General features: G+C 60.7%; 10 protein-coding genes, 1 rRNA gene and 1 pseudogene. 2 read left to right on the plus strand and 10 right to left on the minus strand.

The window, feature by feature from the left end; all coding sequences use genetic code 11:
* Window positions 1–45 precede the first annotated feature (45 nt).
* Window positions 46–711 carry an anthranilate synthase component II gene (locus BTIS_RS09580; RefSeq protein WP_094664914.1) on the plus strand — a complete coding sequence of 222 codons (666 nt, stop codon included), beginning with the start codon at window positions 46–48 and terminating at the stop codon, window positions 709–711.
* 86 nt (window positions 712–797) lie between these two features.
* Here the strand turns inward: BTIS_RS09580 and pknB are convergent, their stop codons facing one another.
* From pknB to BTIS_RS11890, 10 genes and pseudogenes are all read right to left on the minus strand, one after another.
* Window positions 798–3,035 (minus strand): Stk1 family PASTA domain-containing Ser/Thr kinase, encoded by a 2,238-nt coding sequence (gene pknB / locus BTIS_RS09585; protein WP_094664916.1) that lies wholly within the window; start codon window positions 3,033–3,035, stop codon window positions 798–800.
* 686 nt (window positions 3,036–3,721) lie between these two features.
* Window positions 3,722–4,609 (minus strand): annotated as a pseudogene (locus BTIS_RS09590) (serine/threonine-protein kinase); the annotation flags it as partial.
* On the minus strand, window positions 4,606–6,072 hold the full coding sequence (locus tag BTIS_RS09595) for a peptidoglycan D,D-transpeptidase FtsI family protein (RefSeq protein ID WP_094664918.1): 1,467 nt from the start codon (window positions 6,070–6,072) through the stop codon (window positions 4,606–4,608). The pseudogene BTIS_RS09590 and the gene BTIS_RS09595, both read right to left, overlap by 4 nt.
* Window positions 6,069–7,820 carry an FtsW/RodA/SpoVE family cell cycle protein gene (locus BTIS_RS09600; protein ID WP_094664920.1) on the minus strand — a complete coding sequence of 584 codons (1,752 nt, stop codon included), beginning with the start codon at window positions 7,818–7,820 and terminating at the stop codon, window positions 6,069–6,071. The genes BTIS_RS09595 and BTIS_RS09600 overlap by 4 nt, the downstream gene beginning before the upstream one ends.
* Complete coding sequence (locus BTIS_RS09605) at window positions 7,817–9,517, minus strand: PP2C family protein-serine/threonine phosphatase (protein WP_094664922.1); 1,701 nt, start codon at window positions 9,515–9,517, stop codon at window positions 7,817–7,819. The genes BTIS_RS09600 and BTIS_RS09605 overlap by 4 nt, the downstream gene beginning before the upstream one ends.
* Before the next feature lie 3 nt (window positions 9,518–9,520).
* A complete protein-coding gene (locus tag BTIS_RS09610) occupies window positions 9,521–10,036 on the minus strand; it encodes an FHA domain-containing protein FhaB/FipA (RefSeq protein ID WP_094664924.1) in 516 nt (171 codons plus the stop codon).
* A gap of 33 nt (window positions 10,037–10,069) precedes the next feature.
* Window positions 10,070–10,771, minus strand: coding sequence for an FhaA domain-containing protein (locus BTIS_RS09615; protein ID WP_093961166.1), 702 nt, complete (start codon window positions 10,769–10,771; stop codon window positions 10,070–10,072).
* A 426-nt stretch (window positions 10,772–11,197) separates the two neighbouring features.
* A complete protein-coding gene (locus tag BTIS_RS09620) occupies window positions 11,198–11,845 on the minus strand; it encodes an NUDIX domain-containing protein (RefSeq protein WP_094664926.1) in 648 nt (215 codons plus the stop codon).
* 243 nt (window positions 11,846–12,088) lie between these two features.
* Complete coding sequence (locus BTIS_RS09625) at window positions 12,089–12,841, minus strand: SIR2 family NAD-dependent protein deacylase (RefSeq protein WP_094664928.1); 753 nt, start codon at window positions 12,839–12,841, stop codon at window positions 12,089–12,091.
* Between the two features lie 453 nt (window positions 12,842–13,294).
* Window positions 13,295–13,579 (minus strand): hypothetical protein, encoded by a 285-nt coding sequence (locus tag BTIS_RS11890; RefSeq protein WP_158216889.1) that lies wholly within the window; start codon window positions 13,577–13,579, stop codon window positions 13,295–13,297.
* Between the two features lie 24 nt (window positions 13,580–13,603).
* On the opposite strand from BTIS_RS11890, the gene BTIS_RS09630 reads away from it, so the two are divergent.
* A 16S ribosomal RNA gene (locus BTIS_RS09630) occupies window positions 13,604–13,782 on the plus strand; the annotation flags it as partial.

The raw sequence follows: 13,782 nt of genomic DNA on the forward strand, positions 1-13,782 counted from the left end.
ACGACCAATAACAGGCAGCAAACAGCAGACAGCGGAGGAGCAGCCATGACGGATACGACAACCGATTCCGCAAGGATTCTGGTCATCGACAACTACGATTCGTTCGTATACACGATCGTCGGATATGTGGAGACGCTGGGTGCCACGGTAACAGTGGTGCGCAACGACGCGATCGACCCGGCCACGCCCGGACTGCTCGACGACTACGACGGCGTGCTCATCTCCCCTGGCCCCGGCGCGCCCGCCGACTCCGGCGTGAGCGAGGACATGATCCGACTGTGCGCCAAGGTGCGCAAGCCCATGTTCGGTGTGTGCTTGGGCATGCAGGCGCTCGCCGAGGTGTTCGGTTGCACGGTGGGGCATGCGCCCACGATCATGCATGGCAAGACCAGCCAGATCGAGCATCTGGACGATGAGATCTTCGCCGGCATCCCCAACCCGATGACCGCCACACGCTACCATTCGCTGGCCGTGGAACCCGACAGTGTGCCCGACACGTTGCAGGTGACCGCGTGGACGCAGGGCGATCATATCGTACAGGGGATTCGCCACAAGGAACTGCCGCTGTACGCCGTGCAGTTCCACCCCGAATCCGTGATGACCGAAGGCGGCTATCGTCTGCTCGCTAACTGGCTCGCGGTGTGCGGACAGACCAACGCCGTCGAGAAGTCCAAGGGGCTCAAGCCCAAGGTTGCCGTCGACGCGGAGTGATTGATACCGAGGAAAACGGCAAACGAAAAGGTCCGGCGGAGGACTCCTGAATAGGAATCTTCCGCCGGACCTTTTGCGATCACCGACTACTGCACGGTGATGGTGTATGAGCCGTCGGCGTTCTTGGTCACACCGGTCACCTTGGCATCGTCGTTGCCGGGACCACTGATGGTGTACTTCACCTTCTGGCCGTCCATGATCGACTTCATCTCGGACTGCGACTTGCCCATCACACCGAACGGATCACTGCCCGACGAGCTGGTGTTGGGGCTCGGCGAGGATCCAACCGTGCTGTTTGTGTCGCCATTGTTGGAGCCGGAGCCGCTGGTATTCAGCGTCACCGAGCTGCCGGCGTTCACCTTGCTGTTGGCGGTCGGGCTCTGGCTGGTCACCGTGTCGCTGTCGTTGCCGCTGGAGCTCACCGTGAGGCCGAGCGCCTGCAGCGCCTGACGCGCGGAGGAGAGCGACTGGCCGGTCACGTCGGGCACGGTCACCTGATCGGAACCCTTCGACACGTACAGCGTCACCGTGCTGCCCTGCTCCACCTTGGAACCCTCATCCGGGCTGGTGCTGACCACATTGCCCTCATCCACGTCACTGGATGCCACCTGCTGTGTGGTGGCGTTCAGACCGGCCTGCTTGAGCTTGGCCTCGGCGGCGTCGGCGGAGATGCCGGACAGGCCGTCGGGGACGGTGGTCATACCGGAGGAGATGTAGATGAGGATCGATGTGCCCTTGGCCTTCTGCGTGCCGCTGGCCGGGTCGGTGCGGGTGACGTGATCCTTCGCCACGGTCGCACTCTCCTCAACGGAGGCGCTGCCACTCACCGTGAATCCGGCGTCCTCGAGCGTCTTCTTGGCCTTCTCCTGCGTCATGCCGGACACATCAGGCACCTCACCCTGCTTGGGGCCGGTGGAGAACCACACGGTCACCGTGCTGCCCTTGGCGGCCTTGGAACCGCCGTCGGGGCTCTGCTTGGTGAACATGCCCTTCTCCTTGGCGGAATCATTGTCATCGGCGGTCTTGCAGGTCAATCCGGCGTCCTGGATGCGCTGGCAGGCCAGTTCGCTCGACATCTGTTCGGTGATCGTAGGCACGGTCACCTGCTCGGTTGAGCTGCCCGACGTGACATACCAGATGCCCAGTCCGGCCGCCACCAAAGCGACGATGGCCAGAACCGTGCTGATGATGATCCGCTTCTTTTTCTTGGCCCTGGCGGCCTCGGCACGGGCCGCGCCGCGACCGGCGTTGCCGGCGTCCATACCGTTCATGCCGTTGCCGGCAACACCGGTACCGGTCTCGATCGGATTAAACGCCATGGTGCCGCCGTTCGCACCGCCATTGCCGGCAGCCCCGTTCGCACCGGCACCCATCACCATGGTCTCGCCGGCTTCCTGCTCCTTGCGGGCCTTCATATTGGCCAGATCAGTGAGCGGGTTGAACGCGGCCGCCACAGGGGTGCCGCCGTTCATCAGGGCCAGCACATCGTTGCGGAACTCGGTGGCCGTGGTGTAGCGGTTCTGACGGTCCTTGGCCATGGCCTTGGCACAGATCGAATCCCACATCTTGGGCAGTCCGGGAACGATCGCGCTCGGCGGTGTGGCCACTTCGGACACATGCTGGTAGGCGATCGCCACGGCGGAGTCGCCGGTGAACGGCGGCCGTCCGGTCAGCATCTCATACAGCACGCATCCGGCCGAGTACAGATCGGAACGCATATCCACGTTCTCGCCTCGGGCCTGCTCAGGAGAAAGATACTGTGCAGTGCCCACCACGCCCTGCGACTGGGTCATGGTGGCGGACGAGTCATCAAGCGCTCGGGCGATACCGAAGTCCATCACCTTCACCACACCCTGATCGCTGATCATGATGTTGCCGGGCTTGATATCGCGGTGGATGATGCCCATACGATGCGAATACTCGAGTGCGCCGAGCACGCCGAGCATGATCTGTTCGGAATCGCGCTGGCTCAGTGCCCCGTTGGCCTTGAGGATGTCGCGCAGCGTCTGTCCCTGCACGTATTCCATCACCAGATACGGGACGCTGACGTCACGTCCGGCGTCGTCCTTGAGATTCTCCTCGCCGGAATCGTAGATCGATACGATATTGGGATTGTTCAGCTGGGCTACCGAATGCGCTTCACGACGGAATCGTGCGATGAAGATCGGATCGCTGGCCAGATCGGCCCTCATGATCTTGATGGCGACAGTGCGGCCCAGACGAGTGTCCGTACCCACGTGGACCTCCGCCATGCCGCCATGCCCGACGAGATTGCCAACGGTGTACCGTCCGCCGGCTAATGATGCGGGGATGTACATACTCATCGTGGCTCTTCCTTCCCTGTTTCATTAATGTTCAAGTCTATATTCGCAATGCCCGACGGCGCATCCGTCGTCGGAGGCGTTCCTGTGATGCCGGTCGTATCGGTCACTCCTGTGGCACCGGTGACCGGCGTGCCCGTGTACGGCGTTGGCGTCGGCGGAACGGATAGCGCGATCGGCGTCGACGGAATCGCGGTCTGACGCGGTTTCGCGGCAGGAACGAATCCGGGCAGCGGTCCGGAGTCCAAAGGTTCCAGAATCGGAATGTCCTGTGGCGTCGGGCCGGCCAGGGCCGGTTCGACCGACGGCAAGGACGATGCCGATGCTGATGACGCTGATGACGAGGTCTCCGACGATGCCGACTGAGACGATGCCCGCAAGGACGACTCCGTCGGGATCTGCACGCCCGGTGTATTCGGTAACGGTACGGAATCCAACGCCATGGGCGCTGCCGAGTCCGTGGCCGACGTTCCAGTCCCGCCAGCTCCGGCATCGAGTGAAATGTCCGGGATCGGGATATCCGGCGCGGACTCCGGCACCGTAATGGGCGCCGGCGGCACAATAGTCGCTTCCGGAGCAGCCGCCGGCGTAGGAGTCTGAGTCACGGCCGGTGCGACGGTTGTCTGAGTCGGACGCGGAGTCTGCTTGGCCACCCAATCGGCCGCGGAGAACAGCTGGATTGGCTGATGCGGCGCGCTCATGACCCGTCGGGTCAGATGGCCGGTTTCGGTGAGCGCCTCGGACGCCTCCTGATCCAGCAGCCGACGCTCGATCTTCGCAAGTGTGCGTGAAACGACAAGCGCGTTGGCTGGACGATCCGCAGGATCCTTCGCCAGCATGCTCATTACGAATTCACGCAACTGCCAATCGATGCTGTCCGGTAACGGCGGCACCGGGTCGTTCACATGCGCGGCGGCGATATCCACGGGCGTGGCACCGGTGAACGGACGGTGTCCGCACAGTCCCTCGTACGCCACCACGCCGAGTGAGTAGATGTCGGACTGCGGTGTGGCCTGTTCGCCCTGGGCCTGCTCCGGGGAGATGTACTGCGCGGTGCCCACCACCATGCCGTCCTGTGTGATCTGCGCCTGGTTGGTGGAGTAGGAGACGCCGAAATCGGTGATCTTGACTTCGCCGGTCTCCGAAACCATGATGTTCGCCGGCTTCACGTCGCGGTGGATCACACCATGCGAATGCGCCACATACAGGCCGCGGGCGGTCTGGATAAGGATGGGAAGCAGTTCGTCGGTGCTCAGAGGTCCCCGTGCCTTGTAGATTTCGGCCAGCGACTTGTTGGGCACGTATTCCATGATCAGGAATCCGATATTGTCGTGCTCGTAGTATTCGAATAGGGCGGCGATGTTCGGATGGGCCAGATTCGCCGAGTTGTGGGCTTCGGCGCGCAGCCGCTTGAGCTTCGCCTCCTCGTTGCCCATGTCGGCGCGGAGGGCCTTGATGGCCACGGGCCGTTCAAGCTCGATGTCGTAGCCTTTCCACACTTCGCCCATGCCGCCTTGCGCGAGGCGCTGGTCCAGACGGTAGCGGCGGTGAATCAGCTGTCCTTCGATCAGTCTCATTGCTTCAGGGCCTCCTGCATGATTTTTTGCATAATCGGTCCGGCCGCCTGAGCTCCGTAGGTGTTGACGTTGTGCACCACCACGGCCACGGCGATTTCAGGATTGTCGGCGGGCGCGAATCCGGTGATCCACGCGTCATTGGTGTTGTTGTTAGTGCCGATCTGAGCGGTACCGGTCTTGGCCGCTACCTTGGCGTTGGCGAGCTGCAGCTGCGGGTCCTCCTTGGTGATCACGGATTGCATCATGGCGTTGATCTTGCCTGCGGTGTCGCTGGAGAACGCGCGCGAGAACTCCGACGGGGAGCTTTCGCTGATCACGGTCAGGTCGCTGGAACGTACACGATCCACGAGGGTGGGCTGCATCATCACACCATCATTGGCCACGGCGGACGCGATCATGGCGTTGAGCAGCGGGGTCTCCAGCACATCACCCTGGCCGATCGAGGCCAATGCGAGCTTGTCGTCGGTGGGTGAGTCGGGGAACTTGGACGCGGTGGCCTTCATCGGTGTTCCCGTGGCGGTGTTGCCGTCCACGGTGATCGAACTGCCGAAGCCCATCTTCTTGGCCTGATCGGCCACCTTGTCCTTGCCGAGCTTCACGCCCAGCTGTGCGAAGGCGGTATTCGACGAGTATGCCAGCGCGTCCTCAAGGGTGATCTGCCCATTGGATCCGTTGGCGGCACTGGTGGTGTTCGTCAGGTTCGTCACCGTGCCGGGCAGCGTGTAGGAGGCACCGGCGGGAATCTGCGTATCGGTGTTGTAATCGCCCTCTTCGAGTGCGGCGGCGGCCACAACCAGCTTGAATGTGGATCCAGGCGGGAACAGTTCACCGGTGGTGCGGTTGAGCATCGGGTTGTTGGCGTCGCCGACCAGTGCGGCATAGGCCGAATTGACCTCGGACGTGTTGTGGCTCGCCAGCGTGTTCGGATCATAGCTGGGTGTGCTCACCATGGCCAGGATTCGACCGGTCTTGGGTTCCATGGCAACAACGGCACCTTGCTTGTCACCCAGCAACTGGTAGGCCAGTGTCTGCAGCTTGGGATCGATCGAGGTCTCAATCGTGGCACCCAGATTCTCCTCGCCGGTGAACAGCGACTTGAATCGGCTGAGCCAGAGCGAGCTGCTTTCACCGCTGAGCAGGGAGTTACGGCTCGCTTCCACGCCGCGGTCCGCACGCTGGTTCACGGAGAAGTATCCGGTGACCGGGGCATAGACCTGACCGTTGCTATACGTGCGCTGGTAGGAGAACGCGTCGTCGGACTTCTCAGATTTGGCGATCACCGTGCCATCGCTTGCCAGAATCGATCCTCGGGGCGCTCCGTACTCGTGATACAGGGCACGGGTGTTCCGCGTGTCCGCGTTCAGTTCATTCGCGCGCACGGTCATGATCAATGATGTGGACAGGCCGAGGATCGCGAACAATACGATGACCGCGTTGAACAGATGCCGTAGTGAGTTATTCATCGATCCCTCCTCTCCGAAGAGGCCGAACCTGCCGATCCTGCCGCGTGACGGGGTGCGGACGGTGCCGGCGGGCGCAGATTCGGCATGGCCGTAGCTTCCGGCAGCGTATTGCCATCATGAGTACGCTGTGCGATGATCTCGGTCTCCTCGTTGGAAGGGTTCTGGACGGCCTGCGCGGTATGACGTGCGTGACGCGGCGTCTCGGTCATTGACGCGATGGGCTCGATGGGCTCAATAGGAGCGACGGGCGTCACCGGAGCAGGCACGGCCATGGTTGCGAATGCGTCGGCATTCGCGCCTGACTCATCGGAAGCCTCCGCCTCGTTTGCAGATGCTTCGGACTCGGACTGTGCCATACGGGCCTGTGAGGCCTTCTTCTCCTTCTCGCGTAGCGCCATCAGCGCCTCGTACTGGAAGGCGTCATCATCGGTGTCGCTGACCGGCTTGTTCGCCGAATTCGAAATGATCAGCAGCAGGGATGCAAGTATGCAGTTGGCGATCAGGCTGGAACCGCCGGCCGCCAGATACGGCAGCGTCAGACCGGTCAGCGGGATCACGCCGGTGACGCCTCCCACGACGGTGAACACCTGAAACGCCATGGTGAACACCAGACCCGATGCCAGCAGTTTGCCGAATCCGTCGGTCACTTTCATGGCGATGATCATGCCGGTGCCGATGATGATCAGGTACAGCGCCAGAATCGCGAACAGTCCGGCGATGCCAAGCTCCTCGCCCAGCGATGCGTAGATGAAGTCGGAATTGGCGAACGGCGTGACGGTCGGATGCCCCTGACCAAGTCCGGTGCCGGTCATACCGCCCGTCGCAAGACCGAATCGACCCTGCACCAGCTGGAAGGAGCCGCCGACTGCGTTGTAGATCTTGTCGTCGTACGGGTGTAGCCAGGCGTTCACACGATTACCCACATGCGAGAACATCATCACAGCCGCCACGGAACCGACCGCGAAGCCAACGAAGCCGATCAGGATCCAGCTCTTCTGTCCGGTCGCCACATACAGCATCGACACGAACATGGCGAAGAACATCAGCGACGTACCAAGATCGTGCTGCAGCACGAGCACGCCCATGCACACCACCCACACCACGAGGATCGGGCCCAGATCCTGCAGTCGAGGCAACCGAATGCCGAGGATCTTCTTGCCGCCCACGGCCAACTGGTCGCGATGATCAAACAGGTACGAGGCGAAGAAGAACGCCAGGAACAGCTTGGCGAATTCAGCCGGCTGCAACGTATGGCTGCCGAACGCCAACCAGACGCGTGCGCCGTTGATCTCCTTGCCGATGAACGGCAGCATGGGGGAAAGGAGCAGCACCAGACCCACGACCATGCTCAGATACGAGAATTTGCGCAGTACGCGATAATCCCGCATGAATATCACCAGGATCGCGCACAGGACAAGCGCCACGCACAGCCAGATCATCTGCGTCAGCGCTACGGTGCTATGTCCCTTGCCGAACACATCGTTCTGGTTATCGATACGGGCGATCATGATAAGACCAATACCGCTGAGCAGCATCACGCATGGCAGGATCGTCTGATCGGCATGCGGCTGTCGGACCAGCAGAATGATCCAGAACACCACGAACAGCGCTCCGACGATGCCAAGACGAGTCGCGTAGGCGGCCGGGAATGAGTTATGCACTCGCATGAACATCTGAAAGAATCCCAGCATCACGGTCGCACCCGCCAGTATCAGCATTGAGGCCTGTTCGATTCGACGTGCGATCATTGCTGAGTCTCCGTATTCGATGCGCTGGGCGACGGTGATTGCGATGCCCCCGCGGAATCATTCTGATTCTGCTGGTTGTCTTGCGCCGACTGATCGTTCTGACCGGACTGGTCAGTCTGTTCCGCGCCGCCGAACTCGTCCTTCGGCTTCTCCTGACTCTGCAGGTCCTCGGCCTGCTGACGAATCGTCTGCGCGTGCGTTTCAGCCTCGGCATACGAGCCGACCGTGATGCCACGGCTCAGCTGCTCCCGCCAATTCGCCGGCAGCGACAATACCGTGATGTCGGTTCGTTTCACCTCGTGCGAGAGCGAGAATCCGAACAGATCGGTGGGCACACCCTGATAAATCGCCACCGAACCTTCCGCCTCGCCTAGATAGTATTGCGTCTGCGACCATCGAAAGGCCATGAAGCCGGCGCCTCCCAGCACCAGCAGCACCGCCACGATAATGCCGATGATGGTCATGCGGAACCGGGAGCGACGCTTGCGCGCCTGCTGCGCCTGTTCCCGCTGCTGGGTCTTGATGGCCCGTGCCACTTCGGGATCGTGCGGGTCGGCGCTCGCACTGCCGTCGCGTTTCTGCACCACGGGGATTTCCCCGGTATTCGGCATGGCGACGTCGGTGGTTTCGGGACGCTGGCTCGACGGCTGCGCCACTCGCGGCGATGTCGCCTCGTCGGTTTGCTCGTTCTTTGGCTTCTGCTCCTGCATAAGCGCGGCCGCGCGCTGCGCCGGACTGCCCTGATCCGCCTTGAGCGCGGGAGCCGTCACCACGGATTCGTCGATGATGTCGGCGATGCTTTCCAGGCTGGCGCTTACGGCACCACCCACCAGAGGCACCGGCGAATTCTCATCGGTTGGCTTCTCGCTCAACGGCACGGTGGCGTCCGCGATCACGGCGGTCACGTTGTCGGTGCTGCCGGCCTTCAACGCCATGGCGACCAGACGCTGTGCACACTCCTCGGGATCGGTCAGCTCACTCAGCGTCTCTTCAAGTGTGGAATCCTCCAGAACTCCGCAAAGGCCATCGGAGCACAGCAGCCAGCGGTCGCCGGCCTTGGCGCGGCGGATGGAGATGTCGGGGCGGGGATCGATGTCGAAATCTCCAAGCACGCGCATCACCACGTTGCGCTGTGGATGATTCTTCGCTTCGGCCTCGGTGATCCTGCCGGTGTCGATCAGATGCTGCACATAGCTGTGATCCTTGGTCGCTCGGATCAGATGACCATCACGTAGCAGATACGCGCGTGAATCACCGATGTGCGCAAGAATCCAATGGTTTTCGACCAGACTCAGTGCCACCACGGTGGTGCCCATGCCGGACAGACGACGTTCATGCTTCGCCTTGCCCACGATGGCGTCGTGCGCCGCCAGCACGGAGGTCTCCATGATCTTCGACACGGTCTCGATGTCGTTCGACGATTCCTCATGCTCGATATGGGCCAGCGAACGGATTGCAATGGTCGAAGCGGTATCGCCGCCTGCATGGCCGCCCATGCCGTCGCAGATCGCCGCGAAATGGCGTCCGGCGAACGATGAATCCTGATTGTTGCTACGCACATATCCCACATCGGACACCGTTGTGGAATATAACGTGAGCGCAGGTGCCGCGTTCACCGCGGGCGTTGGATCCGTGGTCTCCGAGGCCGTCTGCTGAACCTGCTGTAAGGACGATGAAGAAGACTGATTGGTGGCCATGCTTTACCTCAGCTCGAAAGTGGTCGCACCGATGCGTACGGGTACGCGTGCCGGCAGTACGGCGGCTTCGGTGAGCTTCTTACCGCCCACCACCGTGCCGTTGGTGCTGCCGAGATCCTCGATGGCCCATCCGCCACTGCCGGAATCCCAGAATATGCGCGCATGATGGGAGGATACGAATTCGTCGTCGAGCACGACGGAATTGCCTGCCGCGCGGCCCAGCGTGATCTGACCATTGCCCAGTGGCATGGTGGTTCCGGCCAGCGGGCCGTCGATGATCGTGAGAATGGTGGGCTGTTCCGTCACGGGTCGGGCAGGTTTGATCGGCGCCGGCGTAGGAGTGGGGGCAGGCGCCTGAGCCGCCTGCTGGGCGGCTTGGGTACGTTTACGATGCTTCTTGGAAGGCTTGGGGCTGTACGACGCCACGTCGCGGTGCAAAGAGCGTACGGCGAGCCATACGAATACCCATAGCAAGATCAGGAATCCGTATTTGAGAACGGTGAAAGTAAGTTCGGTCATGATTGGCTCGCGTTCGTGCGTCGGGGAAGTGGATCAGTCCTGCGGGGTGGAAGACGCCCAGAACAGGATGCGCGTACGCCCGATGGTGATGGTGTTGCCGTCGAGCAGTGTGGCCGCGGGAACCTGATGTCCCTCCACATAGGTGCCGTTTGTGGATCGCAGATCACGCGCGATCACCCCGTTGTCGGTGATATCGATCTCAAGATGGCTGCGCGAGATACCCGGATCGTCGATCACGATGTCGCAGTTCGATCCACGGCCGATCACGGTCTTCGGAGCGGTAAGCAGGTACTGGCGTCCGTTGATCTCCAGCACCGGGCAGTCCTTCGTTTCGCTCGGCGTGGTCACGGGAGCCGCGTTGCCCTGCACGGACTCGCTGGAAAGTTTGAATTCGGCGCGGCTCAGATCGAGATCCTCCTCGAAGATCACCACGACCGGGCCGACGAAGGCGTAATGCTGGCTTTCCGCGTACTTGGTGAGATTGTCGGCGAGTTCGTTGGCCAGAGTCTCGGACCCCCACTGTTCGATTCGGTCGAAATCGGGGGTGGACAGGCGGAACCGGTATTCGTTGGGGGCCACGGTACGATCTCGTCCCATGGGCATGGCCTGTGCGTCGATCTCACGTTCAAGGGCGCTGGAGAGGTCCACCGGCTGGAGGTCCTTGGAGGCGAATTTGCTGAATACGCCGTTTACGGCACCTTCGACACTTTTTTCGAAACGGTCGAGAACGCTCATGAATATCCCTTTCTCGCAATGGCTCCATCGTACGCAGCTGTCTTTACCAAGGCATGGGTATCCCAAGCTATCATTGCAAAGTCTTCATTACGCTTTCTTTCTTCCACCAATCGTAATCCCGACTGGGAATTTTGCCCGCATCTTCCTGCAAAACCTTCGGCTGAGAGGGAAAATCCCCCACTTGGGGTGTTTCACTCCCCCGATGTGCCGTCGCCGCGCCCCCGATGGCCCGGCTGGTATTGCGTCACTTGGGCCGACTACCGTCACGTGGACCGCCCGGCCCATGTGACGGCATCTCATAATCGTTGATTTTTCAACGTTTGTATTTCTTCGTCACGTGGACCGCCCAGCCCGCGTGACGCAATGCGGCCCGCGTGACGCGTCACATGGGCCGAGATCGGTGTATACCCCCTGACGACTTGGGCTCTAGGCCTTGTCACCACACGGTTTGCCCAGCGCCCGGCGCAAGGCCTCGTGCTTGAGCGCGATCGTCGCATTCGACGAGACGATACCCACGGCATTGAGCTCATCCCAGCTCACCCACGTGCTTGCCACATGTTCGTCCTTGTCGAAGTGCCGCTCCCCCGTGTGCCAACGACGCAGATGCAGCACCATGATGTTCGCCAGTTCGTCGGTCATGCCCTCCGAGGAATAGCATTGTGCCACGTCGTCGATGACGATGCCGTCCTGTCCGTCCGGTCGTACGCCGGTCTCTTCGTGCAGTTCGCGCAGGGCCGCGGCATGCGGTTCCTCATCGTCGTCGATCAGTCCGGCCGGTATGCCGAACGCGTACATGTTCGGTCCGACTCGGTACTCACGTTCGAGCAGGTATCGGTCGGTGGCGCAATCATGAACCAGCATCACCACGCAGGGTGCATGCCTCATCACCTGACGATGGATTCGCGTCGACGAGCCGTCGTGCCGGGTCAGTCGTATCGTCTGATCCTCCACGCGGAAAATCGCACCCGTATACACGGTCTCGACCGATTCCACCACCGGTGTCGTTTCCATGTCGATGTCGTTGCTGGCCTCCAGCCGCTTGATCACATCGTTGGTATCGTTCGTGTCGTTCATCTGGTCACCCACTTGCCGTACCCACTTTCCATAAGGGGGACTGTCGTATTCAATTCGTAACCGCTTCCGCATTCGTCCGAACGGCCACGTATGTGTGTCACTGCCGATACACATCGCATATATACGTATATATGCGATGTGTATATATACGTCTGAAGGACGGTCGTGCATGGCCGTATAACCACGTATATATACGTATATATACGGCGTGTACGCATATGCAGCCGGTATACAGTCGAAGCGTTATCCGTTGATCGTCTGTTCCACCAATTCCGGTAGTGCGACGGCGATATCGTCATGGATCAGACGGGTGGCGATGCCGTCGTACTGTGTGCGGCCCATGTTCATGATGGTCATCGGCACACCGGCCTGCACTGCGATGGGTGCCAGCGACGCCGCCGGGAACACCTCCAGCGTAGACCCGATGACCCAGAATTCGTCCGCTTCCTGCACCCGCTTGATCGACTTTTCCATGGCGCCGTTGGGCAGTGCCTCGCCGAAATACACCACGTCGGTCTTGATCATGCCGTTGCAGGGCATATTCCCCTTGTACGGCAGTTTGCGATGGCAACGCGGATCAGGCTCCTCGTCCAGACGATCCATGATCTCGGCCGTGTCGTACTTGGCATGGCATTTCATGCAGTGTGACGTGCCGATGGTGCCGTGCAGATTCACGATCACATCCGGGGAGTTTCCGGCCTTCTCGTGCAGGGCGTCGAAGTTCTGCGTGGCCAGCAGCGTGAGCATTCCGGCCTTCTCAAGATCGACCAGCGCCTTGTGGGCGGCACCGGGCTGCGCACCCCACACCGGCGACTCCTTCTGCCAGCGCCAGGAGTATTCGCGGTCCTCCTTGCTGGTCATGAAGGCGTCGATATCGTAGACGTTCATCTGTTCGGGATGCTTGGTCCACACGCCATCCGGACCGCGGAAGTCCGGAATACCCGCGCTGGTGGAGATGCCGGCGCCCGTCAGTACCGCAATCTTCTTTGTACTCATACCTCTTTCTTACACCCGGAATATGTATGGATTCCGCAGTTGGCGTCTGTATGGCATGCTGTTCGTCTGGCGTTCGCCCATACTTCTACTTTTCCGCTTCGAGGACTTCATGAGGCGTGGGTGCGTTTGCCTGCTGATATGGTTTGCCTGCCGACGTGGTTGGGGCGGCTGGGATGGTCAGATGAGTGGGGATTCATTGCCGCTCTGGTGATGGTTTCGGATTCCCGTCAAGAATTTCCCTGGTGATCAGACGGATTGCCGGTGCTGGCAATGTTGTGTTAACCGTGCTGACGGTACTCTGATGGTGTCTGCGCCCATGATCGGTTGTTGCGATGATTGTGGGGCTTGGTTTTGTGCGGTTTGCGACACGCCGGGGGAATGCCGTCGTTTCAACGATTTGGGGTGTGTTTTTGCATGCCGATTTGCGTGGTTGTGTGTTGTCGTGTAAGTTATTCACTCGTTGCCCGGCACGACGGCGCTCCTTGGTTTTGGGGTGTGTTTGTTGGTGTGGTGGTGGTTTGAGAACTCAAGAGCGTGTTTTGTACTACTAAGTTTTGATTGCCAGTCCGGCTGCTGCTCCTGTCGTTGTGTGGTGGGAGTGCCCGAGGGGGTTTGATTGTGGCCGGGTTTTTGGAAGGATTGTGCGAGCATGCGGCTGGTTGGCTGTCGCGGGGTTTCCCGTGGTGGTTGCTGGTTGTGTGTTTTGTCTGTCTTTTTCTTTTCTTTTTTTCGAGTCATTGTTTTGGCTCTTCATGAAGGTTTTTTGTGGAGGGTTTGATTCTGGCTCAGGACGAACGCTGGCGGCGTGCTTAACACATGCAAGTCGAACGGGATCCATCAAGCTTGCTTGGTGGTGAGAGTGGCGAACGGGTGAGTAATGCGTGACCAACCTGCCCTGTACTCTGGAATAGCTCCTGGAAACGGGTGGTAATGCCGGATGC

It is taken from the genome of Bifidobacterium tissieri (genome assembly GCF_002259645.1).
GTDB lineage: Bacteria > Actinomycetota > Actinomycetes > Actinomycetales > Bifidobacteriaceae > Galliscardovia > Galliscardovia tissieri.